Below are 26,906 nucleotides of genomic sequence, written 5' to 3' on the forward strand. Positions count from 1 at the left end.
CTCCTTTCCTCCCTTTTTCTGTCGATTTTTGTCTAAATCTCAAGGTACATTTTTCTCTTTACACTTCATTTATCGGTACCACTTAAGAAAACTTTATAGTATTTTTGAAATTTTTTCAATTTTTTATTTGTTGACACCTTTTTTACTTTGTGATATATCTGTATTAGAACACGTAATACAGTATAGGTCACACTGCCTAACACAGGAGGTATTAGATGATCCAATTGAACTACAGAGATGCTAAGCCTATCTATGAGCAGATAAAGGATGGTCTTAGGAAGCTGGTAGTAACCGGAGCTGTGAAAACAGACGAAAAGCTACCTAGCGTGCGAGAGCTGGCCACCAGCCTCTCAATCAATCCTAACACTATTCAAAAAGCTTATAGAGAACTAGAGCAGGAAGGTTATATTTACACGATTGCAGGCAAGGGAAGTTATGCGGCTAAGAAAGCTGATGTTGCCTCTGGGAGGAACGAAGAATTGATGAAAGAATTCGATGAAATTGTAAAAGAACTTCTATATCTGTGTGAAGATAAGGATATCCTTATTAAACGAATTGAAGAGCTTGCGAAAGGAGGACCAAAGGATGATAGAAGTAAATAATGTAACAAAGCGATTTGGCGATTTTGCTGCCCTTGATGGCTTAAACATGCACGTTGAACGCGGAGCTATCTATGGACTTGTTGGTCCTAATGGCGCAGGTAAATCTACTATTATTAGACACTTGAGCGGAGTCTACAAACAGGATTCGGGAGAAATCACTATAGATGGTCAGCCTGTTTATGAAAATGAAAAGCTTAAGCAGCGCTTCACAGTCATTCCTGATGAAATTTTCTTTTTCACTCAGGCCAATACCATGGATATGATGAAGTTTTACAAAACTCTTTATCCTACCTTTGATGAAGGATTGTTTAAAAAGATATTAAGCTGCTTTCCTGAAATCAATCCTAAGAAAATGGTTAGAACACTTTCAAAGGGTATGCAAAAGCAGGTGGCTTTCATGCTTTCTATTGCTGCACGTCCTGAGCTTATGATTTTGGATGAGCCAGTAGATGGACTGGATCCAGTTATGCGCCGTCAGATTTGGAGTCTTATCATGTCTGATGTGGCAGAGCACGGCCTAACTGTTCTTGTAAGCTCACATAACCTTAGAGAGCTTGAGGATGTTTGTGACCATGTAGGAATCATGAATCACGGCAAGATTCTCATTGAACGCTCATTGGACGAGCTGCAAACATCAATCACTAAAATACAGCTTGCTTTTGAGGATGAATTGCCTACTCTTCCACCTGAAATTCAGGTGCTTAAAAGAGTATCAACAGGTAGAGTTCATACACTTATCGTAAAGGGAGAGCCAAGAGCTGCCGAACAGCGTATAGCCGCTTTAAACCCACTTCTTATGGATGTGCTCCCTCTTACACTTGAAGAAATATTTATTTATGAACTAGGAGGTGAGAATTATGCAGTCAAAGAAATCATTTTTTAATCTGGCTCTGTTTAAGAAAAACATAAGCAGGACATGGATAGTCGGACTGTTATATTTCATCATTCTTCTTATTGTTATGCCAATACAATTTATTATTAATTTGGCTAATTTCGATGAGATAAATTATGAAGAGGGCTACACAAAAACTCTCAACTTAATAGACGACATTTCATATGTTCCTATAGGCGTATGGGGCATATTTATCGCGATTGCGGTAACAGGAATCACATTTTGGTATTTATTCTTCAAAAGAGATAATTACATGATGCATTCCTTCCCTGTCAGCAGACGTAGCCTTTATTTTACTGGCTTAATTTCAAGTATTGTTGTATCTATCTTACCTGTCATACTTACAGCACTTGTTACAACAATAGTTGCAGCCGCTGAAAAGATTTACGCCTTCGACGTTATTTGGTTTTGGGCACTTGGCGTCAGCGCAACCACACTGCTATTTATTGGTATTGCAATAATCTCCCTTATGGCTTCTGGGCAGATTGTAACCAGTATTATATTTTATGGTATCTTCAATTTCCTATATTTAATGATGGAAGTTGCGTTTAGAATTACAGCAAGCATATTGATGTTTGGTATGTCAAATGCTATGAATAATATCAGCTATACACCACTCACACCGGTATTTTTCGTGGATGATGCCTGCAAGATTAAAGTATTTAAAATGTATGATAATCTTGGAAATATAAAAACCTATACTTATACTTTACCAGGCTTAAAATATTTACTTATCTATATAGCTGTTGCGATAGCCTTGATTGTTGTTTCCTACATACTTTATGAATTCAAAAAGCTTGAAACCGTACAGGATTTCATTGCAATCCCATTCTTAAAGCCTGTATTTACAATTGGAATGTCTTTCTTTATTTCAATGGTTGCAGGTGCTTTAGTGGCTGGAATGATTGAAGCGCTAAAGCCTATGTACTATAACACAAGATTTATTGTTGCAATTATATCTGCACTAGTTATAGGCTGTATTGTTTTCTATGCGACACAAATGTTAATCGAAAAGACATTTAGAGTCTTTTCAACAAAGAAGTTCTTCTTCTTGGCCGGTTATTCACTTGCATCACTAACAATGTTGATATGTCTACGAATGGACGTATTCAATGTTGAAAACAAAGTTCCTGATGCAGCCGATATTCAGTGGGTAGGAATCGATTCTAACTATGTAATGGTATTCTCTAGACCTGAGGACATTTCTGCTGTAAGAGATTTGCATAAGAATTTCTTAAGTGACAAAAAGGAACTTAGAGATGTAAATAAAATTTATAATGATGTGGACAGCGGCTACTTTACAATCAAGTATAAGCTAAAAAGCGGAGGTTTCATTGAACGTACATACTCAGTAGTAAATACTGAATCTGATAAAGTTTCTGCTAACTACTTAGCTGCAACACAGCCAATCCTTGATTACCTGAACAACCCAACACGAATCAAGGAACACGTAATTGGTAACATTTGGGATGATTGCACTATCCCTGATTTGTCCTTTTCTCAATATGTATATAATGAAGAGGCTGACGATTATTGGCCTGAATATGCCGAATTCGAAACATTATCCGACAAAGAACTGACGGATAAAAACGAAAATATATATCAAGCCTTCCTTAAGGATATTGACGAAGGTAATGCGTTTGTGACTACATTCGGTGATAGATATAATAATACTGAACTTGCTAAAATCACACTTTATAATGATTTCAATTTCACAGTAGCCAATAATAAAAAAGAATATATCTCTGATGAGATGACTTTCTGGGATTGGTATGGTGATGACACTTATTATCGAACTCCAGAATATGAAAGAAGCATCTTTGCTCAGCTAACCACAAACTGCACTAACACCCTAAAAGCCCTAAAGGATGAGGGATTCTACACAGACGACTCTCAAATAATAACAACCTACGAGTACAACAAGGCGATGGGTTACTTGGAAGAATAAGTAAAAATAAAAAGCCCCCCTAGTTACGGTCACAAGCCAAATTATTTCTACGCTCAGCATAGAAAGCTTCGCTTAAGAAATATTTGAGCTTGTTACCTACTAGGGGGGCTCATTTTTACGATTACGATTCCAATACGTCAGCTTTTACACGTTCAATGTGCATCGCCAAATATCCAATCTCCATCTCGTCTGTAGGGGAGCCCAGACTTTTGCTTAGATCATGGCATATTTCCGCTGCAATCGCGAAGGATTCAGGGAACGTTGTAGAAACATAATCATTCATATTTATTTTTAAATCTTCGTGCTTTTGGATACGTGCGACCATGTACCTAATATGATTCATCATTCGATTATATGAAAATGAATCTGTAGGAATAGTGCGTCCGGTAATCTCTTCTATTTTTGTTATGCAATTACGAACCGCATGAGCAGTCTCAAGGGTTTGAGAAAGCTTATCCTGGGAAGTGGCGGAATGAATATGCATTGCAACATATCCGATTTCATCGTCCATAATATCAAGACCAAGACTGTTTTTTAGCAAATCCCTAACAATTTCTGCTGCCTTATACTCTTGATAAAAGAGCAGCTTAATATCATTTAGAAGAGGGTTTATGATTTGGTCATTGTTCTGAATTCGCTTAGCTGCGTACTCCAAGTGATCAGCCATCGGAAATACGATATTATGATCAACACTATCAAAGTACTCTTCAGCATGCTGCAAAACTGCTTCAGCAATTTCTAAGTAAACAGGATCTACATGCTTGACGATATCCTTAGCATCGCCTCTCTCTGATGATTCCGCCAAAGAAAAAACCTTGCAGTCAGAGCTTACTGTGAGCTCCTGAGTAGGCTTCATACCGAAGCCCACTCCCTTGCCCATAATCAAGTACTCCACTAATTCATTTGTTTCTACGGCAATAACCGAATTATGATTTAATACTTTTTTTACTTTATACATAGTCAAATATTATAACTTCTTATTCAAAGAAATCAACTTCAAACAATGGTTCGCCAGCCTTAATATCGCCAGCCTTTACAAGACGCACGTCAATCTTGTCTTCATCAACATCTGTGCAAAGTACAGGTGTTGCAATTGATGGTGCATTTGCCTTTAAGTAATCAAGGTCGATTTTAAGAAGTGGATCACCCTTCTTAACCTTCTGTCCCATAGTTACAAGAGTCTCAAAGCCCTGACCACCAAGCTTAACAGTGTCGATACCAACATGAACAAGAAGGTTAAGTCCGTCGTCGCCCATGAAACCAATTGCATGCTTTGTATCGAATATAAATCCTATTGTACCATCAAATGGTGCATATATTGTGTCGCCTACTGGAGTAACAACTGCACCGCTACCCATCATTCCGCTTGCGAAAGCTTCATCAGGAGTAGTTGATAAATCATCAGCCTTACCATCTGCTGGACTGTAGATTGTAACTGTCTTTACAACCTTCTTTGGAGCTGCCTGTACTGGCTTTTCCTCTGCTACTGGAGCAGCTTCTGTAGCATCTGCTACGTAAAGCTCGTTTGGAGCCTTCTCAAGGTAATCCTCAAGATGTGCCTTAACAACTGTAACGTTTGGTCCATAGATAACCTGAACACTGTTACCACGAAGTACAACACCTGAAGCACCTGTTGCTGTAAGCATTGCCTTGTTTACAAGACTTCCATCGGTTACTGTAACACGAAGTCTTGTTGCACAGCAATCTACATCAGAAATATTCTTCTTACCACCAAGACCATTTGTAATCTGCTCGCTAACAGCATCCTTGTCTGATGCGCCAGCCTGCTTTGCCTTGTAATCTGCCTTTGTGTAAAGCTTTGTCTCTTCATCATCATCTTCACGACCAGGGGTTTTAAGGTCGAGCTTCTTAATTAAGAATGTGAAGATAAAGTAGTATAAGAAGAAATAAATAATACCTACTGGGATAACTCTAAGCCAGCTTGTCTTTTCATTGCCCTGTAAAATACCGAATAAGAAGAAATCGATTAAACCGCCTGAGAATGTAAGTCCAACGGCGATATTAAGCATGTGGGCAATCATGTATGCACTACCTGCTAAAATAACCTGAACACCAAAGAGGATTGGAGCTACGAATAAGAATGAGAATTCGATTGGCTCTGTAATACCTGTGAACATTGATGCAAGTGCTGCAGAAAGAAGGAGACCTCCTACCTGCTTCTTCTTCTCAGGACGTGCTGTACGATACATAGCAAGAGCTGCACCTGGAAGACCGAAAATCATGAAGATAAACTCACCTGAGAAATATCTTGTAGCATCAGCGCTGAAGTGAGAAATCTCACCTGAATGAGCAAGCTGTGCAAAGAAGATGTTCTGTCCACCTTCAACCATCTGACCAGCTACATCTGCAGTACCACCTACTGCTGTCTGCCAGAATGGCATATAGAATACGTGGTGAAGACCAAATGGGATAAGAGCACGCTTAATCAAACCAAAGATAAGTGTTCCTGCATAGCCTGAACCAGTAACTAAATCACCAAGTGCATAGATACCGTTCTGTACAACTGGCCATACGTAGAAAAGAAGGATACCAACAAATAAGTAAACTACTGTTGATATGATTGGTACGAAACGTGTACCAGCAAAGAATGAAATAGCGCTTGGAAGCTCAATGTTGTAGAACTTGTTGTGAAGAGCTGCAACACCAAGACCTACGATGATACCACCGAAAACACCCATCTGAAGTGTTGTGATACCACAAGCCTGTGTGATTGTACCACTTAAAGCTCTTGCTTCGTAGTTAGTGATTTCAATCATTGCACCGATTGCTGAGTTCATTACGAAGAATGAAATCATCGCTGCTAAAGCTGCAACGGCCTTTTCTTTCTTTGCCATACCGATGGCAACACCTACTGCAAACATGATATGAAGGTTAGCAAAAATTACGTTTGCAACTGCGTTCATAACTGTAAGCAAAATGTTAAGAATAGTTCCCTGTCCAAGAACTGATTCAAGATGATAAGTAGCGATTGTTGTCTCGTTAGTGAAGGATGCACCTAAACCAAGGAGAAGACCTGCTACTGGAAGAATTGCGATTGGAAGCATGAAGCTTCGACCAACTCGCTGTAAAACATTAAAAATTTTGTCTTTCACGATAAAGACCTCCTATAAATATTCTTTGAGGCGGTTTTTATGCATAAAAAAATAGGCATAAAAACAGAAAACGCCTCTAGCGTCTTGTGTCGTTTATGCCTACTTAAAGTTACATACTTCACAAAATTTAAAATTTTACTTCGATAAGATACCATGTTTACGCGGTACTGTCAACACTTAATCGTTTAAGCAATATAACCAAAAAACAGCTGCCACTTTTGTGACAACTGCTTTTTAAGCTACATTATTTACCCAATATTGTATCAAAAATGGCATTAGCCACTTCTTCCTTAGACATGATTGGAAGCTGCCAGGTTTCGTCAGCCATAATGATTGTAACTACATTTGTGTCTGTACCAAAGCCTGCACCTTCAGTGCGCAAATTGTTTGCCACAATCATATCTACGTTTTTCTTCTTGAGCTTATTCTTGGAGTTTTCCAGCATATTTTCCGTTTCCATGGAGAACCCACAAATAAACTGGCCTTCCTTCTTGTGAGCCCCAAGGTAAGATAATATATCTTCTGTGCGCTCAAGCTGAATGCTAGAACTCTCTCCATCCTTTTTCTTTATCTTTTCTGCAGCAACGGTTACCGGTCTATAATCTGCCACTGCTGCACTCTTTATAATAATATCATTCTCCTCTGCTCGCTGTTTCACAGCATCAGCCATTTCGGCTGCGCTTCGAACCTTTACCACATCAACAAACATAGGTGGCTCAATTGCTACAGGCCCTGAAACAAGAGTAACCTTTGCTCCTCTTTCCATGGCAACCTTTGCAATGGCATAGCCCATCTTACCTGTGCTGTGATTTGTGATATAACGGACAGGATCAATAGCCTCCTCAGTAGGTCCTGCCGTAATCATTACTCTTTTGCCTGAAAGGTCGTGCTCGTGTGCAAGCTCTCTTAAGATGTACTGAAGAAGTACATCTGGCTCAGGCATCTTCCCCGCTCCTGTATCCCCACAAGCAAGATACCCACTAGCAGGATCTATTATCTCATATCCGTATTTACGAAGCGTTTTAAGATTGTCCTGCAGGATAGGATTTTCAAACATATTTGTGTTCATAGCAGGGCTAATGATTTTCTTGCATTTTGCAGCCATGATTGTGGTTGTAAGCATATCATCTGCAATGCCATGTGCTATCTTCCCAATAACATTTGCACTGGCAGGTGCCACCATAAAAATATCTGCACGCTTTGCAAGGGCCACATGCTCTACGTTAAACTGAAAATTTCTATCAAATGTATCTACAAGACATTTATTTGAAGTAAGTGTCTCGAAGGTTATTGGGTTAATAAAATTTGTTGCATTCTTAGTCATGATGACATTAACATCTGCGCCTAACTTTACCAACGCTGATGCAAGATTTGCAATTTTGTATGCTGCAATGGAGCCTGTTACTCCAAGAACTACGCATTTACCTTTTAACATAAATACCTCCGAGTTATATATCCTAAACTAATATTGCTGTTTGTACGCTTACCATTTTATAACTTTATTCTCTACTGTGCCATCTGCTTTTTAGATGTTTCTGATGTTACAGCCTTGATTTTCATTTCTTTGCCTGCATATACACCTGCTGGCTTAATCTTATCAAGAACGATACCAACTAAGTAAACAATAACTGCTCCGACGATAGCTTCGATAACACCATTGAAGCTGATAATTCCGCCGATTACTCCCATAAGAGCGCTTGGATCAATCTGAAGAACTTCTGAATATGGGATTCTGTAGAATGCGTAAATGCTACCCATAACAAGAAGTGTATTTGTCATGGCACCAGAAATACCTGCTGTGATAAATCCAAGTGCCTTCGCATCTTTATTCATAAATAAATACTCGATAGCTGCAAAAACTATGATTCCGATAACTGCTCCGATAACCTGAGCAACTGTAACTGAAAATCCTATCTTACCTTCAGACACCATCTTGTTGAAGAAAGCGAATACACCAAAGCCCATGATAAATGAAATGATTACGTTGATGATTGATCCGTAAACGAGCTTCTTTTCTGAGCTGATTGCCTTCTTGATTCCTACATAAACAAAATAAGGTATTACACCAATAAGAATTCTAGGAACAATAGCGATGAATGTACTCTTGAATACAAGCCCAATAGCCTGTCCAATTGTATCATGTGGAAGCATAGTAAGCGCTGCCACTGGTGAGAAAGCAAATGCTGATGGAGTTGGTGTAAGTGAACTCTTTACAAAACTTGTTACGCCAAATACTCCGCCAAGGAATCCGCCCTTCTTTGGTCCTAAAAATAATGAACCAATGATAACTGGAATATGAAGTGTGGTTGCATTAATAACTACAAGTGGAATATATCCGAGTGGTGTTGATGCCATTACTACAATAATGGCTACGAATAACGCTGTGAGCACAAGCTCATAGGTCTTAGAATTGTTGCTTTGCATAAATTTCCTCCTTTTGGTAGAAGCCTATTAATGGTCTCCTCCTAGTACACTATGCGTAAGCGCGGCAATTTCAAGCTAAAGCTCGAAATTACCTACATATAACAGCATCAAGTATTTTATCATCTATTTTATCGGATGGCAATAAAAACCACATTATAGCCTTTGTTAAGAAAGATTTTATAATTTTTTATTAGTAATAATGGGATACAAATACTATACTTATAAAAAAAGGAAAATGTAGGAGGATAAAGACATGTATTATGGTTACGGGTACTATTATGACCCAACAATAATTCTGGTTATTATCGGCGCAATCATTAGTGGTATTGCCTCAATGAATGTGCAAAGAACTTATAAAAAATATAGTAGGGTAAGAAATTACAGAGGACTTACATCTAACCAGGTGGCAGAGCATATTCTTCATGCTGCCGGCATATACGATGTAAGAATCGAAAGAATCAGAGGTAATCTGACAGACCATTATTCACCAAAGGAAAAGGTGCTTCGTTTATCAGATGCAGTTTACGGACAGACCAGCGTTGCAGCTTTAGGTGTTGCAGCTCACGAATGTGGACACGCTATCCAGCATCAGCAGGGTTATGCACCACTTAAGCTTCGCTCAGCTTCTGTGCCACTTGCAAATATTGGTTCATGGATTTCATGGCCAGTGATTCTTATTGGTCTTTTAATTGGATACACTCCCCTTGCAGAGGCTGGTGTGTTCCTGTTTACATTTGTTGTTGCCTTCCAGCTTATTACTCTTCCTGTAGAGTTTGATGCTAGTGCAAGAGCCCTTAGAATCCTTGACCAAGACCATATACTTGAGGGCGATGAGCATGCAGGTGCTACAAAGGTATTAAAGGCCGCAGCCCTTACCTATGTAGCAGCATTGTTTGCAACAATCTTACAGTTACTTCGTTTAGTTATGATTGTCAGCGGTAGTCGCAGAAGAGATTAACTGATTCATGTAATCGCGATATTCAATAATACGATTTGCTTTTCTTAGCTTTTTGATAAGCTTTTCCTCATTAGGGAAATTGCCCTGCCAGAAGCTTAAGAACTCCTTCATGCGATGGAGCACAGGTTTTTCACCTGAAAGGATTTCAGTGTATTGATTAAGCAAATCGTCGTGGAACTTTTTAAATAATACAAGGTCTAGCTTGATGTCAGCATCGGCTAGGCCCTTTTTGTATCCTATCGCCAAGCCTGGATTTGCTATCAGGCCGCGGCCTATCATCACGGCGTTTAGTTTATTGTATTTACCATATGTATCATTGATGCCTTCAATACTAGTAACATCTCCATTAAATACCAGTGGCGCCTTACTATGTTCTACAGCGTACTCAAAAAATTCTGGCCTGATTGGTTCTTTATAAAAATCCGTCTGAATTCTAGGATGAATAGTTAGCTCGCTAATTGGATATTTATTATAGATGTCTAAAATCTCGTAAAACTCTTCAGGCTCGCTTTTACCAAGTCTTGTTTTTATAGAGATTTCTACACCTGAAGGCAGACCTTCAAACACTTCATAAAGCAATTTATCTAATTCCTCAGGATAGAATAGCAATCCAGAGCCCTTTTTCTTAGCTACAACAGTGCCACTAGGACAGCCTAAGTTATAGTTTATTTCTTTATATCCTAGAGCTGCCATTTCATTTACTGCCCACAGGAAGTGTTCACTATTGTTTGTAAGAATCTGTGGCACTGTTTTGTTTATATCATTCTTTTCAGGATCGATATCCTTAAACTCCCTAGTTGTAAATTTGAAAGTAGAGTTAGGCGAAATAAAAGGCGTGAAGTATTTATCCACGCCCCCATAATATCTTTCAAATGTGTTTCTATATATACTATCTGTCACGCCTTCAAGTGGCGCCAAATAAATTCTATTCATTAACGTTTTACTCCTTGGTGTAACATCCCTCCACAATATGGATATTATAACATTAAAAATAGGGACTGCAACAAATTGCAGTCCCATAAAAATGACAAATCACTATATTTTTATTTAGCCTCAGCCTTTAAAAGCTCAACGATTTCCTTTTCTGTTGTAAGGCTAAGAACCTTTGCTGCAAGAGCATCAGCCTCTTCCTTAGACCACTTAGAAATGATTGAACGAGCTGTAAGCACAAGCACAGGGTTAACACTGTACTCGTTAAGACCAAATGATATCAAAAGTGGAATCATAAGTGGATCTGCTGCTGCCTCACCACACATACCAACTGTGATACCTGCCTTGTTACCAGCTTCGATGATGTTCTTGATTGAACGAAGAACTGCTGGCTGGAATGCTGAATAAAGGTAAGCAACATTAGCGTTTCCTCTATCAACACTCATTGTATACTGTGTTAAATCGTTAGTACCGATTGAGAAGAAATCAGCTTCCTTTGCAAGGATATCTGCAATAAGAGATGCTGCCGCAGTCTCAACCATGCAACCAACTTCTATATTTTCGTCAAATGCAATGCCTTCTGCCTTAAGCTCATTCTTGCACTCTTCCACTAAAGCCTTTACGCTACGTACCTCTTCTACGCATGTAACAAGTGGAATCATAATCTTAACCTTACCAAATGCACTGGCTCTGAGGATTCCTCTAAGCTGCATCTTGTAAGTCTCAGAATTGCTTAAGCAATATCTAACTGCACGGTAGCCCAAGAATGGATTTTCTTCCTTCTCAAGACCAAGATAAGGAATATCCTTATCACCACCAATATCAAGTGTACGGATGATAACTGTTCTACCCTTCATAGTCTCAACAGCTTCCTTGTAAGCCTCAAACTGCTCATCCTCTGTAGGAAGATGTGGTCTATCCATGAATAAGAACTCTGAACGGAATAATCCGATTCCTTCACCATCACACTCAACTGCCTTCTTGGCATCCTTAGGAGTACCAATGTTGCAGAAAAGTTCTACCTCAGTGCCATCAGCTGTAACTGTCTTCTTACCAAAGAAGTTCTTAAGCTCAGCCTGTGCTTTAATGAATTCCTCACGCTTAATAACGTACTGAGATATTACATCTCCATCTGGATTAATGTAAACATCGCCCTCTGTACCATCAACAATTGCTGTATCCTTGTCTTTGACAAGCTCAGTAATGTTTGGAACTGAAAGAACTGCTGGAATCTCAAGTGCACGTGCAAGGATTGCAGAGTGAGATGTCTTACCACCTACCTCTGTGATGATACCTACAACATTATCCTTTACAATCTGTGAAGTCATAGATGGTGTAAGATCATGTGCAACCAATACTGTTCCTGGTGCAACTTTGCTAATATCAACATCCTCAACGCCAAGTAAAAGCTTGAGTAAGCTGATTTTGATATCAGAGATATCAGATGCACGCTGGCGCATCATATCATCTTCCATCTTTGAGAACATACCAATGAACATATCGCAAACTGCTGTAACTGCAGCTTCAGCGCACTGGCCTGCCTCAATCATCTTTGTCATTTCTCCTGCCATGGTAGGGTCAGCTATCATAGCAAGATGTCCTTCCATTATTTCAGCTTCCTTAGGACCGATGTTATTTCTGATGTTTTCAGCCATAGCAGCTGTCTCGGTTTTAAACTTATCAATTGCTGAATTAAATCTAGCCTTCTCAGACTCTGTGTCATCAATGTGCTTTGACTCGAATGAAAGGTCGTGCTCTACTATTAAACAGATACTACCTATTCCTATTCCCCTAGATGCTTCTATGCCCTTATACATATCCCTACTCCTTCTTAGTCGCCAAGACCACTCTCTACAAGCTCAACAGCCTTTGCAAGAGCTGCTTCTTCATCAGAACCGTTGCAAACGATTTCGATTTCAGCACCACACTTAATGCATGCTGCCATAAGCATCATAACGCTCTTACCATCATACTCGTTACCATTGAATTTGATCTTTACATCAGCATCAAATGGAGTAACTGCAGCTGAAAATACTGTAGCTGGACGCATGTGCATTCCCTGCTCATTTGTAACCTTAACTATTTTTGAAACCATAAAATAACTCCTTTCGTTTCAACAAGTTGACAAAAATATTATTTTCTTTTTTATATCTCTATACTCCATAGCTTCCCAGGGTCTACAGAGTACAAAAACATAAAAACCCACTCCGAGAGCCGAAGCTCTCGGAAAGGGTAATTATATAATAATTTCTGATTTTTTTCAAAACTTATTTATATCTTACTCAATAAATTATTAATTTATTATTCTTCCACGTTCTTCTTAAGTAATCCTAAGAGTAAGCAGCTTACTACAGAACCGATTGCAAGTGCTACAAGGTAAAGTGCCCAGTTTCCAACTACAGGGAATACGAAGATTCCACCGTGAGGAGCCATAAGTGTACACTTGAATACCATTGAAAGTGCACCAGCTACACCAGAACCTACCATAAGTGATGGGATTACGTGAAGTGGATCTGCTGCTGCATAAGGGATAGCACCCTCTGTGATGAAGCAGAAGCCCATGATAAAGTTAACTGGACCAGCCTTTCTCTCAGCAACTGTAAACTTCTTAGGGAAGATAAGTGTTGCAAGAGCGATAGCGATTGGAGGAACCATACCACCAACCATAACTGCTGCCATAATCATCCAGCCTACTTCGTTCTGCTCTGCAAGAGCTGCTGTACCGAATACATAAGCTGCCTTGTTAAGTGGGCCACCCATATCTGTTGCCATCATTGCACCAAGGATAATTCCAAGAGGTACAAGTGATGTTGTTCCCATGCTAGAAAGAACACCAGAAATCCAAGCGTTAAGTGCACCAACGATTGGGTTGATTGCACACATAATGATACCGATTACTGTAATACCACAAAGTGGGTAAATAAGTACTGGCTTAATACCTTCAAGAGACTGTGGAAGCTTATCGCAAAGCTTCTCAAGCCACTTCATGAAGTAACCAGCTGCAAAACCTGCTACTAATGCGCCAAGGAAAGCTGAAGGAACAGCTCCACCTGGATTAGCAAATGTAGCACCACTTGCTGCAAGAGCACCACCTACGAAACCAACTGCAAGACCTGGTCTGTCAGCGATTGACTGTGCAATGAAACCAGCAAGAATTGGAAGCATGAAGCCAAATGCTGCGCCACCAATTGTCTTGAACCAAGCAGCTACAGGTGTGTTAGAACCGAAGTTGCTAGGATCAATTGAGTAATCATCAAGCAAGAATGCGATAGCGATAAGGATACCACCACCAATAACGAATGGAAGCATGTGTGATACACCATTCATCAAATGCTTATAAAGCTGTCTACCAAGTGACTCGTTAGAATCATCAGACTTCTTTGATACAGCTCCTGTATGATGATATACAGATGCTGTCTTTGCCTTTTCAAATAACTTCTCTGGCTCATGAATAGCTTCCTTTGTTGAAGCGAAAACTACCTTCTTGCCATCGAACTGACCCATATCAATATTCTTGTCTACAGCAACGATAACTGCGTCAGCCTCTTCAATTTCCTTTGCTGTAAGTGGATCCTTAGCTCCGCCTGAGCCATCCTTTTCTACTCTGAAGGCTACACCAAGTTCCTTAGCCTTCTGCTCTAATGACTCTGCTGCCATGAAAGTATGTGCAATACCTGTTGGGCATGCTGTAACAGCAACAATCTTTGTTGTGCCTGCTGCTGGAGCATCCTTCTTTGCAGAAGCTGCATCCTTCTCTGCTTCCTTAGCATCGATAAGCTTTAAGAACTCATCTACTGAATTTGCCTCTACAAGTGTCTTGCAGAATGCTGGGTCCATAAGAAGCTGCATAAGCTTTGCTAATACCTCAAGATGTGTATCAGCGCCACCCTCTGGTGCTGCAATCATGAATAAGAGATTAGATGGCTTACCATCCATAGCCTTGTAATCAACACCTTCTGGACATGTGATAGCAACAAGACCTGCCTTTGCAACAGATGCTGATTTGCCATGAGGAACAGCGATGCCGTTTCCTATAGCTGTGCTACCTTTTGCCTCACGAGCAAGGATAGCCTCCTTGAATCCTGCCACGTCCTTTAAGTTGCCTACTTCGTTGTGAAGAGCAATAAGTTTGTCGATTGCTTCATCCTGGTTTGCTAAAGAAACCTGAAGCTTAATCCCTCTAGGATCAATGAACTCTGAAATTTTCATTATATTCCCTCCTACAATCCTTTATATAATTCTTCTATATCAGCGGCTTTTGCTAAGCCGTCTGAGAACGCTGTTGCCGAGCCAGCTGCTGTCCCCATCTTAAGAGCTGTCTCGTAATCCTTTGATTTCATATAGCCTGCAACAAAGCCTGCTACCATGGAATCACCTGCACCAACGGAATTTCTAACAGTTCCCTTTGGTACGCCGATACGATAACGATTACCGTTTTCATCAACAAGCATCGCACCGTCACCAGCCATTGAAATAAGCACGTTTCTTGCACCCATTTCCTGGAGCTTCTTTGCTCCCTCATATATCTCATCGTCGGTAGTTAAAATCTTTCCAACGATTTCACCAAGTTCAAAATTGTTTGGCTTAATTAAGAATGGATGATATTTTAATACGTTTGTAAGAAGATCCTTTGTAGCATCAACTACAAATTCAATACCCTTACCATCTAGCATTGAAAGAATCCTTTCGTATACATCGTCTGGTAGTGTCTTTGGAATAGAACCAGCAAGTACAAGCACATCACCTGCAACAAGCTTTGAGAGCTTATCGAAAAGTGCCTTCTGAGATTCATCATCAATCTTTGGACCCTGAGCATTAATCTCTGTCTCGTCTGTTGCTTTAAGCTTTACGTTGATTCGTGAGATTCCTTCTTTTAATTCGATGAAATCTGTATCAATTCCAGCGGCCTTAACACCTTCATCGATAGCATGACCTGTAAATCCGGCGATAAAACCTAATGCGGTACTTTTTAAACCGAGTTCTGAAAGAACCATTGAAACATTGATTCCCTTTCCTCCAAAGTAGTACTCTTCACTTGCGGAACGGTTTGTCATGCCCGGAAGTAAATCACCATCCATACGCACAACATAATCAAGTGCTGGGTTAAAAGTAACTGTGTAAATCATTAGCTTTCCTCCTAAATATTACTCCTCGCATACCTTAACAACAGTATGATTCATGTATTCCTTAGCAGCGGCCTTGTCTGTAATAATGGTACATTCATTGATAGCCGCAAAAGTAACGGAATTTATTTGGTCGAATTTGCTATGGTCAGCCAATATAAATGACTTATAGGAATGCCTAATGGCCTCTGTCTTTATCATGGCTTCATCAACATCTGGTGTGGTGTAGCCTGCCAGCATGGAAATACCGTTTGTTCCCATGAAAGCCTTTGTAAAATGATATTTACGGATAAATTCCACACAATCTGGACCAACTACTGCTTCAGTAGAGCCCTTTAGACGACCTCCAATCATAATGGTCTCCAGGCCTTTATCCATAAGCTTTTTAGCATGTACAACACCGTTTGTGATGTATTTAGCATTTCGATTGTCTATGTAATCAATCAAACTAAGTGTAGTGGTGCCTGCATCGATATATACAAAATCATTATCCGCAATAAGGCTGGCTGCATATCTGCTAATCAAATCCTTTTCAGCTACATGCTTTTTAGCCTTCTGACCAACTGCATCCTCCTTGGTATTAACATCCAAGGCTGATTTGGCAGTAGCGCCTCCGAAAACCTTTACTAAAAGCTGTGCCTTATTCAATTCCGTAATATCCCTACGAATAGTAGCTGCTGATGTATCAAGTAAATCCACCAGCTCATTTACTGAAACAGCTTTCTTTTCATTTACTATTTCAACTATTCTAGTTCTGCGTTCTTCTGTAAGCATCTCATACACCCCTTGAACAATTTCGATTACTTTTGATTGTTCTAAGGTTAGAATAACATCATTTGTTCATTCATGCAATCAAACTCAATCATAAAAACTCACAGATAATCAATTTCAGTCATTTTAACCAAAACCGTGTGTCACTTTTTGTATGTTTTACTTATGGGTTTCCTTGTCCTCATACATATGTCTATCTGCAATATTGATTAATTCATGCTCATCCTTGGCTTCTGAGTAAAAGGCAGAACCAATTGATGCCCGAACCTTTATATCTAAGCCTGCAATTCTACGTATTCTATTAAACTTTACGTTCAACTCATGTATGATGCTTTTATTTTCTATTTCTGATTTGAACTGATGTAAAACTGCAAATTCATCTCCGCCAATTCTGAAGGCCACGCTATTATTTGCGGTTACATTTCTAATGATTGATGCCGCCTTCTTTAGGACTTCATCTCCAAAATCATGGCCGTACATATCGTTGATTTGCTTGAACCTATCTATATCGATTAAAAACATCACAAAATCTGTGTTGTCCTCTTCAAATTGAGCAATGTATTTTTTTATGATGTCGTCGAAGGCACGGCGGTTTAACATACCAGTTAATTCATCTGTCCTTGATAGATATTCCAGCTTGTCTCGTTCTGCAAGCTGCTCCGTCACATCACTGAAAAATCCTATCAGACCAAGAGTTTCACCATTCACCTTAAATGGCTGTTTGCTGGCTCGAATCTTTCTTACTTCACCATGAACAATGCATTCACCTTCAACATTTTTAATGATTTCTCCATTATTGATTACCGCAAGTTCATCCTTTTTGAATGGTTCGGGGTTGATATGCCAACCCATATCTTCATCGGTTTTGCCAATAATGCTATCAACACTCTTTAGTCCGTAATAGTCAAGAAACATTTGATTTGCGCCAACAAATCTACGATGCATATCCTTCCAAAATACTCCCACTGGCACCAATCTCAATATGTTCTCAAAAGCATATTTTTCAACCTTATCCTTTGGATTCTCAAAGGGATTAATCATTTCCTCTTTGCCATTTTCTATAAAAGCATTCATGAAATATGAGAATTCTTTGGTTGCCATAGATAGCGCCGCCAACATAACCTCTTTTTCTAGGAAATTTATGATCTTTATTGTAATTGACTTCCAGGTATAATTATTATCTGGCTCACGCACTCTGAAAAAGGCTATCTTTACTCCATTCTTTTCACTGGCAAGCCTCTCCCTAACTGTGGTGATATCCATGTATTGTAAAAATACTTCTTTATCATTCTTATGAATTTTTACCTCAGAAATTTTTTCTATTATTTCATTTGGCTTTTTTCCCTTTGTATCAACGTGAAGTGCACTATTGGTCAGATATATATTTTCATAATAATCATTGTCTAAACCATATAAATCTATACACTCATAGAAGGAAAAAAGATAGTTGCTGACGATAGAGTTCTTATGCTCATAGCTTTCGTTCAAATGCTTTGACAAAGACCTCAGTGAAAATAAAAATGCTTCATTCTGGTTTTCTTTATTTAGTGCAAGATACCTTACTCTGATATTAATTATGCGACCGCTGGATACATATTCCATGCTCTCTGCTTTGCCGGAAAGCTTTGAGGCGTTGCATAAATCAATAAATCCGTCACGCCTCATCCAGTTACGGCCCTGATTGTTAATCAAACGTTCAACTATATCTATACTGTCGCAACCGAATAAACTCATTTCTCTTCTAAAGGCTTCGTTGCTATAGGCAATTGTCCACTTGCCATTGTTTAATAATCCAATTGCCAGTGGTAAATCATGGCTATAATCCATAGTCTTGGCTTCGCCCTCTAGTGGATTTTGCTTCAGCAAATCTACCTTACCAACTTCGTTGTAGAATTTCCTATTTTCGTATTTCTCATATTGAAGGCCAGCTCTTTCTAAACATTCAATTCCTTCATCAAAAGGCATAGGCCTGCCGATTAAATATCCTTGAATCAGCTCGCAGCCTATAGTTTTTAAGAAATCTCTCTGCTCCTCTGTCTCCACGCCCTCTGCAAGTGTGTGGAAGCCTAGATTTTTCAGCATTGAAACCATGTGTCTGATGATAATCTTGCCATCATCAGAGGATTCAAAGCCTCGCAAAAATTCCATATCGATTTTTACAAGATCAAATTCAAAATTCTTTAATACATTAAGGGATGAATAGCCACTTCCAAAATCATCCATCCACACGCCGTAGCCCTTTTCACGAAGACGTGCTATCTGCTCCTGGATAAACCTTGGATTCTCCATCAACACACTTTCTGTAATCTCAAATTTGAACAGGCTTTTATCTATATCATATTTTTCAGAAAGTTCATCAATAAATGGAACAATGTCTAGTGACTCGAAATCTAATCTAGACAGATTGATAGATACAGGTACCGCCTCTTTTCGGCCCTGCTTACGAATTCTCGAAATATTAGAAAACACCTGCTCCATAACATAGGTGTCCAATTTATGAATCAGTCTGTGCTCTTCAAGAACAGATATAAATTCGTTTGGATACACTACGCCTTTGACAGGATCAATCCAGCGCACCAACGCTTCCCAACCACATACTTTACCCGTAAGGGTTCTAACTATAGGCTGGTAATAAACCTGAATATAGCCTTCTCTTAGGGCCTCATCCAGATTGTCTAAAATAAATTGCTTACGAATTAATGTGCCACCTAGCTCATCATCGTAAAACTTGTAATCTACATCGTATTTCTTTTTAATGCTGGTGCAGGCCATTCTTGCCCTGTCACTGCACCTTACAACATCTGTAATCTCACCATCTAAAACATAAACACCTGCCTTCAGCTCCAGATTTATGTTTTTCTGTATTTCTTTAACTCTATTTTTTATCTTAGAAATAAATGGAATGAGCTGAGTAGTTCCTACGCAGGCCACAAAATGATCCCCCGAAAATCTTGCTATCAGCTGATTTTCGAAAACATCCTTGAGGATTTCTGAAATTTTAATGAGGAGCGCATCACCTTTTTCAAAGCCATAATTTGCATTGAATAATTTAAAATTATCCATATCAAAAAAGACAAAGGCATATTTTGTTACATCCTCAGCGGTATCTATAAGCTCCTGAGCCCACACATAAAAGGCTTGTTTTTCAAGCAAGCCAGTCAGCTCATCCCTGTTATCTTTCAACAACTCTGTCTTATCCATATTTTATCCTCAGGATATCTCCACTTTAATAGAACTATATTAACATTCAATTGTGAATAATCTTTAGACAAAATATGTTGCTTATTTGACAAAAATAGTGGTCTATCTGATTTGGCACTCCTTGGCCAGATTTTCGAAGGCACTTAAGGAACGCTTAATCATTTCGTAGTCTACACAGTAGGCAATTCTTACATATCCAGGGCATCCGAAGGTGGTGGTGGAAACCATGATTATGTGTTGTTTTTTACCTAATTCTACAAATTTATTCTCATCCTCAAATGGAGATTTCACCAAAAGATAAAAGGCACCTTCTGGTTTTACCACTTCAAAGCCAAGCTCTGTAAGCTTTTCGTAAAGTAGCCTTCTATTTCTGTCGTAAAATTCCAAATCTACACCAACGTCCTGACATCTTCCGATTACAAGCTGGAATAGGGATGGAGCATTTACAAATCCCAATACTCTGTTGGCTACAACAAGTGCTCCTATAAGCTCCTTATATCCATCTGCATCCTTTGAAAGGGCGAGATAACCGATACGCTCGCCCGGCAATGAAAGTGTTTTGCTGTAGGAGTAGATGTAAATGCTGTTTTTGATGATTGAAGGAATATATGGAACAGTTGCATTATCGTAGGCAAGCTCCCTGTATGGCTCATCACAAAGCACATAGATTGGATGTCCTACTCTAGCTTCTGCCTTTTCTACTATATCCCTTAATTTTTCGATAGTTTCCTTTGGGTAAATTCTTCCTGATGGATTATTAGGATTATTTACGATGATACACTTTGTTTTCTCAGTGATTTTTTCATCAAGCTCGGCCAAATTCAAATCAAAATCTGGCAAGCAAGGAGGTACTACAACAAGCTTTCCACCATAATTTGAAGCATAATTTTTGTATTCTCCAAAGAAAGGTGCAAAGGCTATAACCTCATCCTCAGGATTAAGCATCGCTCTAAAGATGCAGTTCATAGCACCTGCAGCGCCTACCGTCATGATTATATCCTCCATAGAATAATCCATTCCAAATGCTTTATTCAGATGCTTTGCAACAGCCTCTCTAGTCTCATCAAAGCCTGCGTTTTTCATATAGCCATGGACATAAGCATCAGTGTTCTCCTTTAGCACATCACCAATAGCCTTTGTTACCTGTTCAGGCACTGGCGATGCAGGATTTCCCAAGCTGAAATCATACACATTTTCCTTGCCCACTACCTGAGCCATCTGCAGGCCTTCCTCAAACAGCTTTCTTATTACAGAACTTCCAGCCACCAGGCTTTCCATATTTTTTGAAATAACCATATCCTCACCTCTTCGTCACTTTAAATCATTAAACTGATAGTTATTATAACAAAAAATAGCCAAATAGCAAAAAAAGAGCTGCCCTCCAATTCATAGAATTAGAAAGCAGCCCCTATCCAATAACTGTTAACTCCATATTTAGTTTCCTTTCACGAATCATCCTTTAACTCAGCCCTTCGCATCAACCGGTAAGACCACTGCCAAATCGGATAATGGAGAATTGGTCCGAATGCTTGGACAATTCTTTTATTTCTTACCTTAATTATCGGATGATTCCATGGAAACTTTATACTTCACTCATACCTTTTCTTGAAATCTGCAAAATCTCATGAAGGATATCCTTTGTTACCTCCATATCACTTTCGCAATCCTTGCTGATTGTTATGCTTGATTCAGATGATGCTGCAACCTCTTCAGATGTAGCTGACAGGTTACTGATGGCATCCATAACCTTACCATTTGCATCAACACATCCGTCTACATTATCTGAAATAGCAGCCACACGCTTGCTCAAATCTGTAATCTTTTCTAGTATGATTCCAAATTTTTCGCCTGTCTCAACAATCATAGCGCTCTGCTCGTTTGCCGAATCTACGCTCCGCTTCATATTCGTAGATGCTGTATCTACTCGATTAAGCAAATCGTCTATAGTAGATTCTATTTCTTCAGCAGATTCCTTTGTATGCTCGGATAATGCTCTAATTTCATCTGCAACTACAGCAAACCCCTTTCCTGCCTCACCAGCACGAGCTGCCTCGATTGAAGCATTAAGTGCAAGCAGGTTGGTCTGACCGGAGATATCAAGAATTGTTCCTACAATATCCTTAACTGTTGAAGCTGATTCCTGAAGCTCCTCTGTCATTGTAGCTGTCTCTGCATTTATAGTAGAAGCCTCATCTGACTTTGCTCGTAGCCTTTCAATCAGATCATTACCTTCGCTAATATTGCCTGTAACTTCATCAGAATTCCTTCTCATCGCCCTAGCCTGGTGTGCAATCTGCTCCAGGGATTCTGTAATATTGGAATTCATTTCAGTTTGAGTCTGAATAGCCTCAGCCGTCAATGTGATAGATTGGCTAATCTGTTCTGCGGCATCTGCGCTAGAGCTTACCTTTTCTGCTAAAGCTTCCATAGCATCATTAGCATCCTCAAGCTTTGCTGCAATCTGACTGCCCGTAGCACTCATAACATCCGCATTTTCCTGTTGCTTTTTAGCAGCCTCTTCCATTTCGTCTATTGTTTCTTTGTTCTGTTTTTCATTAAGTCTTACATAAACAATGCACATTAGAGAAATAAGAAACATAAATATGGTATCAGTTGTAACTGCATTATGCCTATCTGCAACCTCTACTGAATATTTATAAAACAGCGGAATATACAATATGTTAATTACTACTGCTGCAATAGATGCAATTATTGTTACCGTTGTGTCTGTGAATAAAAGGGTTAGCATAAGTATTGCTGGTCCGAAGGCCCACATGTATGTAATGTGAACACAGCCTGACATCAATACGAAATAACTGGCGGTAAGACAAGCCATAAGCAAATATCTACCTCTTGTTCTGTGAGCATATTTAACAAAAACAATAATGCTCGCAATAAGTATAATCGTTTGGCTTACAGCCATCGAAGTAGTATTTATAAATGCTGGTCCCACTCGCTGAGCCTGATAAAGCACGGTGGCTAATAGTTCAAACACCTGGACAATAATCGCATATCTAAAAGCCAACTTATTACTTTCAAATAAATGTTTCTCTTTAAGACTCATATTCTGCCTCCTATTATCCCTTTGATTACAGAATAGAATCTTTTTAGATTTTACGCAACTGATTTCACAGAATCTTTAGACTTTGCAGCCTTTTTCTTTTCATATCGTGTGTAAATTACCCATGCAATTAAACCGAAGATGACTGGACCACTTAATGACCAAAATGTAGTTTTAATATCTCCATCTAATGCTGGCTGGATAATAGCAAATACATTTGCAAATAATAATGTGAGTGTTACAACATATCCCCAGAAATTTGCGGACTTCTGAGACTTGTAAACCTCGAAGCTACGGTCAACACCTTTCATTCTCTTGAATTTAGGGAATGCGAAGGAAATAAACATGTAAGGTACTGTCATACCAACATTAACCATTGCAGTAAGAATTACAAAGAACTGCTGCATTGTATCTCCACCAAATGATACTAAAAGAATCATTACACATACGATTGCGCACTGAATCCACATAGCGTTCTTTGGCATACCATCAGCCTCAATAACACCCATCTTACCTGGCCAAAGCTCTTTATCTGTACCATCGATAAGCTGCTTAAGAGGTGAGTAAACAAGTGTAAACATAGCTCCCATAAGCGCTAGAAGCATAATAAGAGCATAAACTCTAGCGAAGCCATGTGCTAATACAATCTGTGTTGCCTCTGTAGCACCAAATGCCTTACCAAATGCTGCTGCAAAGTTTGACATAATTACGTATGAAACATTTCCGAGAGTGATGTTATCTGCTCCAAGAACCTCGCTGTAATTTGTAAACGAACCTACAAGCATAATAAGCAATGCATAACCAACTACAATGACCATAGCTGCAATGATAATTCCCTTAGGGAAGTTCTTCTTAGGATTCTCTGTCTTATCAACAAGACCACCAACTGCTTCGATTCCGCCGTAAGCAAATAATGCGTATACGATAAATGAGAGAATCATGATTGGGCTACCCTGGTATGCCACATTAAGTGGAACCTTAAGTGATTCCATACCTGCAAATGGCTGCTCAAGCTGACCATGTCTTGCAATAATCATTACGATAGAACCAACAACAACCATGATGTTGATAGCAAGTACGGCTGTACCACCGATTGATGTTACCTTGCTGATTTTATCAATACCCTTTGAATCAAAGTATGTGATAAAGATGAAGAATACTACAGCCATGATACCAAGTAATCTAGAACCTGATAAAAACTGTGATCCGAAGAATGACCAGTTTGCTGTACAATCCTCTCCGAAAATGAGGTTAGATACAGGAACCCAAATACCTGATGAAACATTTACCATCCAAAGTACGTAAGATGTGTACCACATAAATGTTCCGATGAATGCGTACTTAGGGCCAACTGATTTTTCCATCCATGAGTACATACCACCTGTTTCCTCACGGAAAGCTGAACCAAATTCGGCTACCATAAATGCAAATGGAATAAAGAATAATATTCCTGCAATTACGAACCAAGGGATTGCTGCATATCCCATTAAGTAATAAGAACGTGGGATATTATTGAATCCATAAACTGATGTGAAAATCATCAGTATGAGGGACATGAGTCCTAATTTCTTTTCTTTCATTACTAAATACTTCCTTAATAATATAAAATAACGCTGCCACATTCACGCGGCAGCGTTACGTATTATATCATGATTTAAGAAAGACTTCTACACCATTATCTCTTATGTTATTGTATAAATCTCTTTTATGTAAAAATAGTAGTGTAAAAATTTATTTATCGCAATATTTTACAGCGCTATCACTAGCAACCTGGCCAAATACAACGATATCAGCTACAGCATTTCCACCGATTCGGTTACCACCATGAACACCACCTGTAACCTCACCTGCAGCATATAATCCAGGAATTACCTGTCCATCAGTATTAATTACCTGACACTTAGTATCAATCTTGACACCACCCATTGTATGGTGGATACCAGGGGCAATCTTGATTGCGTAGAATGGACCAACACTTAAGTCATTTTCCATACCTGTGTCACGACCAAACTCTGCATCGTTCTGATTTGCGACCGCCTCATTCCATGTCTTCATTGTCTCAGCTAATACCGAAGGATCAACATCAATCTGTTCAGCAAGATCTTCTATCGAATCACCTTGAACAGTAATACCTGTTGAAACATATTTTTCGATAGCTTTAAGTCCATCTCTTAATCTCTGATCAAAAATGATATATGCATATCCGCCTGTCTGCTCAAGCTCCGCTGCAGATACAACATCTCTTGTAAGAAGCTCGTTTGTGAAACGCTTGCCTTCCTGGTTTACAAGGATAGCACCATCGCCACGGACGCTCTCTGTAATAAGCATAGAAGTTCCCTGCTCTACAGTAGGGTGAAGCTGAATCTGGTCAATATCAACTAAATCAGCGCCAACCTCTTCTGCCATTACAATACCATCACCCATTGCACCAGGAGCACTTGTTGAAACTGTACCCTTCAAATCTGAACGATACTTAACAATCATATCCTGATTGTTTCCAAAGCCACCTGTTGCAAGAATAACTGCCTTAGCATTGATTGTATAATTGAACTCATCGCTTTCAGCCTTTACACCAACGATTGTTCCATTATCACTAATAAGCTCTGTGGCCTTAGTCTCATACATTACCTCGATACCAAGATCATCCATCTTGTTAAGGAATCTTGTTACAAGATAAGCACCTACACCTGAACCATCCTCTGGCGCATGGATACGTGCATTTGTAGCACCACCTGAGAAACCTACCTTTGGAAGTGGAGCTCCGATTGAATCAAGCCAATCGATTGCTGATGCTGAGTTCTCAGCCATAACAGTAACTAGGTCGCGGTTGTTCATCTGGTGACCGCCTTCCATCGTATCCTCAATGAAAGTCTCAACACTATCATCAATGCCCTGTTCCTTCTGGTAATGTGTCTCAGCAGCATTCATTCCACCAGTAGCCTTTGTTGTATTACCACCAGCATAAGGCATCATTTCAAGGACGACAACCTTCTTGCCCTGCTCTGTTGCATTGATAGCTGCAGTCATACCTGCACCACCTGCACCTACAATAACAATGTCACAATCAACCGTCTTGTCTGTCTTTGCTACATTATCCTTAGCAGGCTTTGAAGGAAGTGTGCTCAAATCACATCCTGCCTGTGTAAGGGCATCCTGTAATGCAAGTAAGATTGCCTTACTTGTAACAGTAGCTCCAGCAACAGCATCAACATCAGTTGTCTGTGCCTCAAGAATACGATCTGGCATCATTGATACTGCAAAAGTACCAATATTCTCTGTCTCATGATCGCCTACTACCTGAATATCATCAATAGTGCTTTCACTAACTGTAACAGTAACTTCAACATCACCGCCGAAGCCCTTTGCTGTACCAGTATATGTTCCTGGTGTAAATGAAGGGCCCTCTGCTGATGCAGAACCACCGGCCTGTGCTAAAGCCTTAGATGCAGCTGACTTTACAGCAGTACTTGTGATTGTAGCTCCTGAAACTCCATCAATATCTGCTGACTGTTTCTCAAGAATGCTATCCTTTAAAATTGGGATGGCTGCACCACCAACTTCAGGAGTCTCATTTGCTCCTGTTATTTCAACACTTGAGATGCCGCCATTATCTCCAATTGTTAAGGTGACTTCTACATCTCCACCAAATCCGTTTGCTACTCCAGTATATGTTCCTGGTGTATAGCTACCTGATGCGCTTCCATTAGCCGATGGGTCAAACTTAGGTTTAATAACTAAAGTTGTCAACAAAGCAATAGTTAATACGCACACCAAAGCTCTAAGTATACGAACTCTCATAATATCGCTATTCATATATCATACCTCCTCTGGCGTTAATTATAACAAAAAGTGAGAACTATTCTATGTAGTTCTCACTTCTAAA

Annotated in this window: 19 protein-coding genes; 4 read left to right on the plus strand and 15 right to left on the minus strand. The window is 39.4% G+C overall.

The window, feature by feature from the left end; genetic code table 11:
• Positions 1-215 precede the first annotated feature (215 nt).
• Genes BM097_RS04960 through BM097_RS04970 form a run of 3 tightly spaced genes read left to right on the plus strand, consistent with a single transcriptional unit; the run spans position 216 to position 3,442 of the window.
• Entirely contained in the window at positions 216-602 is a 387-nt protein-coding gene (locus BM097_RS04960) for a GntR family transcriptional regulator (RefSeq protein ID WP_090546512.1), read from the plus strand.
• Positions 586-1,485: an ABC transporter ATP-binding protein gene (locus BM097_RS04965; protein ID WP_090546514.1), complete on the plus strand. Its 900-nt coding sequence runs from the start codon at positions 586-588 to the stop codon at positions 1,483-1,485. The genes BM097_RS04960 and BM097_RS04965 overlap by 17 nt, the downstream gene beginning before the upstream one ends.
• The gene (locus tag BM097_RS04970; protein WP_090546516.1) at positions 1,460-3,442 is read left to right on the plus strand and encodes a hypothetical protein; all 1,983 of its coding nucleotides are present in this window, start codon (positions 1,460-1,462) and stop codon (positions 3,440-3,442) included. Before BM097_RS04965 ends, BM097_RS04970 begins: the two co-directional genes overlap by 26 nt.
• 121 nt (positions 3,443-3,563) lie before the next feature.
• Here the strand turns inward: BM097_RS04970 and BM097_RS04975 are convergent, their stop codons facing one another.
• The 4 genes from BM097_RS04975 to BM097_RS04990 form a co-directional block, all read right to left on the minus strand.
• Complete coding sequence (locus BM097_RS04975) at positions 3,564-4,400, minus strand: PRD domain-containing protein (RefSeq protein ID WP_090546517.1); 837 nt, start codon at positions 4,398-4,400, stop codon at positions 3,564-3,566.
• Between the two features lie 19 nt (positions 4,401-4,419).
• Positions 4,420-6,555 carry a PTS sugar transporter subunit IIABC gene (locus BM097_RS04980; protein ID WP_090546519.1) on the minus strand — a complete coding sequence of 712 codons (2,136 nt, stop codon included), beginning with the start codon at positions 6,553-6,555 and terminating at the stop codon, positions 4,420-4,422.
• 244 nt (positions 6,556-6,799) lie between these two features.
• On the minus strand, positions 6,800-7,990 hold the full coding sequence (gene coaBC, locus BM097_RS04985; protein ID WP_090546521.1) for a bifunctional phosphopantothenoylcysteine decarboxylase/phosphopantothenate--cysteine ligase CoaBC: 1,191 nt from the start codon (positions 7,988-7,990) through the stop codon (positions 6,800-6,802).
• A gap of 71 nt (positions 7,991-8,061) precedes the next feature.
• Positions 8,062-8,979, minus strand: a complete 918-nt coding sequence (locus BM097_RS04990) for an ECF transporter S component (RefSeq protein ID WP_090546523.1) — start codon at positions 8,977-8,979, stop codon at positions 8,062-8,064.
• Between the two features lie 253 nt (positions 8,980-9,232).
• Here BM097_RS04990 and BM097_RS04995 point away from each other — a divergent pair, with 253 nt between their 5' ends.
• Entirely contained in the window at positions 9,233-9,937 is a 705-nt protein-coding gene (locus tag BM097_RS04995) for a zinc metallopeptidase (RefSeq protein ID WP_090546525.1), read from the plus strand.
• Here the strand turns inward: BM097_RS04995 and BM097_RS05000 are convergent.
• From BM097_RS05000 to BM097_RS05050, 11 genes are all read right to left on the minus strand, one after another.
• On the minus strand, positions 9,899-10,870 hold the full coding sequence (locus BM097_RS05000; protein ID WP_090546527.1) for a tRNA dihydrouridine synthase: 972 nt from the start codon (positions 10,868-10,870) through the stop codon (positions 9,899-9,901). The genes BM097_RS04995 and BM097_RS05000 overlap by 39 nt on opposite strands.
• Before the next feature lie 110 nt (positions 10,871-10,980).
• Positions 10,981-12,684, minus strand: a complete 1,704-nt coding sequence (gene ptsP, locus BM097_RS05005) for a phosphoenolpyruvate--protein phosphotransferase (RefSeq protein WP_090546528.1) — start codon at positions 12,682-12,684, stop codon at positions 10,981-10,983.
• Positions 12,685-12,698: 14 nt separating this feature from the next.
• Positions 12,699-12,962 carry an HPr family phosphocarrier protein gene (locus BM097_RS05010; RefSeq protein ID WP_090546530.1) on the minus strand — a complete coding sequence of 88 codons (264 nt, stop codon included), beginning with the start codon at positions 12,960-12,962 and terminating at the stop codon, positions 12,699-12,701.
• Between the two features lie 206 nt (positions 12,963-13,168).
• Positions 13,169-15,076 (minus strand): PTS fructose transporter subunit IIABC, encoded by a 1,908-nt coding sequence (locus BM097_RS05015; RefSeq protein ID WP_090546532.1) that lies wholly within the window; start codon positions 15,074-15,076, stop codon positions 13,169-13,171.
• A gap of 11 nt (positions 15,077-15,087) precedes the next feature.
• The gene (gene pfkB / locus BM097_RS05020) at positions 15,088-15,993 is read right to left on the minus strand and encodes a 1-phosphofructokinase (protein WP_090546534.1); all 906 of its coding nucleotides are present in this window, start codon (positions 15,991-15,993) and stop codon (positions 15,088-15,090) included.
• 18 nt (positions 15,994-16,011) lie between these two features.
• Positions 16,012-16,764, minus strand: a complete 753-nt coding sequence (locus tag BM097_RS05025; RefSeq protein ID WP_090546537.1) for a DeoR/GlpR family DNA-binding transcription regulator — start codon at positions 16,762-16,764, stop codon at positions 16,012-16,014.
• A gap of 156 nt (positions 16,765-16,920) precedes the next feature.
• Positions 16,921-19,962 (minus strand): EAL domain-containing protein, encoded by a 3,042-nt coding sequence (locus tag BM097_RS05030; protein WP_090546539.1) that lies wholly within the window; start codon positions 19,960-19,962, stop codon positions 16,921-16,923.
• 102 nt (positions 19,963-20,064) lie between these two features.
• The gene (locus BM097_RS05035; RefSeq protein WP_090546541.1) at positions 20,065-21,258 is read right to left on the minus strand and encodes a pyridoxal phosphate-dependent aminotransferase; all 1,194 of its coding nucleotides are present in this window, start codon (positions 21,256-21,258) and stop codon (positions 20,065-20,067) included.
• Between the two features lie 286 nt (positions 21,259-21,544).
• Complete coding sequence (locus BM097_RS05040) at positions 21,545-23,026, minus strand: methyl-accepting chemotaxis protein (RefSeq protein ID WP_090546543.1); 1,482 nt, start codon at positions 23,024-23,026, stop codon at positions 21,545-21,547.
• Between the two features lie 50 nt (positions 23,027-23,076).
• The gene (yjeM, locus tag BM097_RS05045) at positions 23,077-24,603 is read right to left on the minus strand and encodes a glutamate/gamma-aminobutyrate family transporter YjeM (protein WP_090546544.1); all 1,527 of its coding nucleotides are present in this window, start codon (positions 24,601-24,603) and stop codon (positions 23,077-23,079) included.
• Between the two features lie 151 nt (positions 24,604-24,754).
• Positions 24,755-26,836, minus strand: coding sequence for a flavocytochrome c (locus BM097_RS05050; protein WP_242944660.1), 2,082 nt, complete (start codon positions 26,834-26,836; stop codon positions 24,755-24,757).
• Positions 26,837-26,906 lie beyond the last annotated feature (70 nt).

This window comes from Pseudobutyrivibrio sp. OR37 (assembly GCF_900113655.1).
Taxonomy (GTDB): domain Bacteria; phylum Bacillota; class Clostridia; order Lachnospirales; family Lachnospiraceae; genus Pseudobutyrivibrio.

Excerpts from the sequence above, each read along its gene's own strand:
- pfkB (WP_090546534.1), bottom strand. The coding sequence starts at position 15,993 with ATGATTTACACAGTTACTTTTAACCCAGCACTTGATTATGTTGTGCGT.
- coaBC (WP_090546521.1), bottom strand. The coding sequence starts at position 7,990 with ATGTTAAAAGGTAAATGCGTAGTTCTTGGAGTAACAGGCTCCATTGCA.
- BM097_RS05010 (WP_090546530.1), bottom strand. The coding sequence starts at position 12,962 with ATGGTTTCAAAAATAGTTAAGGTTACAAATGAGCAGGGAATGCACATG.
- BM097_RS05000 (WP_090546527.1), bottom strand. The coding sequence starts at position 10,870 with ATGAATAGAATTTATTTGGCGCCACTTGAAGGCGTGACAGATAGTATA.
- BM097_RS05050 (WP_242944660.1), bottom strand. The coding sequence starts at position 26,836 with ATGAATAGCGATATTATGAGAGTTCGTATACTTAGAGCTTTGGTGTGC.
- BM097_RS05015 (WP_090546532.1), bottom strand. The coding sequence starts at position 15,076 with ATGAAAATTTCAGAGTTCATTGATCCTAGAGGGATTAAGCTTCAGGTT.
- BM097_RS05025 (WP_090546537.1), bottom strand. The coding sequence starts at position 16,764 with ATGCTTACAGAAGAACGCAGAACTAGAATAGTTGAAATAGTAAATGAA.
- BM097_RS05040 (WP_090546543.1), bottom strand. The coding sequence starts at position 23,026 with ATGAGTCTTAAAGAGAAACATTTATTTGAAAGTAATAAGTTGGCTTTT.
- BM097_RS04990 (WP_090546523.1), bottom strand. The coding sequence starts at position 8,979 with ATGCAAAGCAACAATTCTAAGACCTATGAGCTTGTGCTCACAGCGTTA.
- BM097_RS05035 (WP_090546541.1), bottom strand. The coding sequence starts at position 21,258 with ATGGTTATTTCAAAAAATATGGAAAGCCTGGTGGCTGGAAGTTCTGTA.
- BM097_RS04960 (WP_090546512.1), top strand. The coding sequence starts at position 216 with ATGATCCAATTGAACTACAGAGATGCTAAGCCTATCTATGAGCAGATA.
- BM097_RS04965 (WP_090546514.1), top strand. The coding sequence starts at position 586 with ATGATAGAAGTAAATAATGTAACAAAGCGATTTGGCGATTTTGCTGCC.
- BM097_RS04995 (WP_090546525.1), top strand. The coding sequence starts at position 9,233 with ATGTATTATGGTTACGGGTACTATTATGACCCAACAATAATTCTGGTT.
- BM097_RS04975 (WP_090546517.1), bottom strand. The coding sequence starts at position 4,400 with ATGTATAAAGTAAAAAAAGTATTAAATCATAATTCGGTTATTGCCGTA.
- yjeM (WP_090546544.1), bottom strand. The coding sequence starts at position 24,603 with ATGAAAGAAAAGAAATTAGGACTCATGTCCCTCATACTGATGATTTTC.
- BM097_RS04970 (WP_090546516.1), top strand. The coding sequence starts at position 1,460 with ATGCAGTCAAAGAAATCATTTTTTAATCTGGCTCTGTTTAAGAAAAAC.
- ptsP (WP_090546528.1), bottom strand. The coding sequence starts at position 12,684 with ATGTATAAGGGCATAGAAGCATCTAGGGGAATAGGAATAGGTAGTATC.
- BM097_RS05030 (WP_090546539.1), bottom strand. The coding sequence starts at position 19,962 with ATGGATAAGACAGAGTTGTTGAAAGATAACAGGGATGAGCTGACTGGC.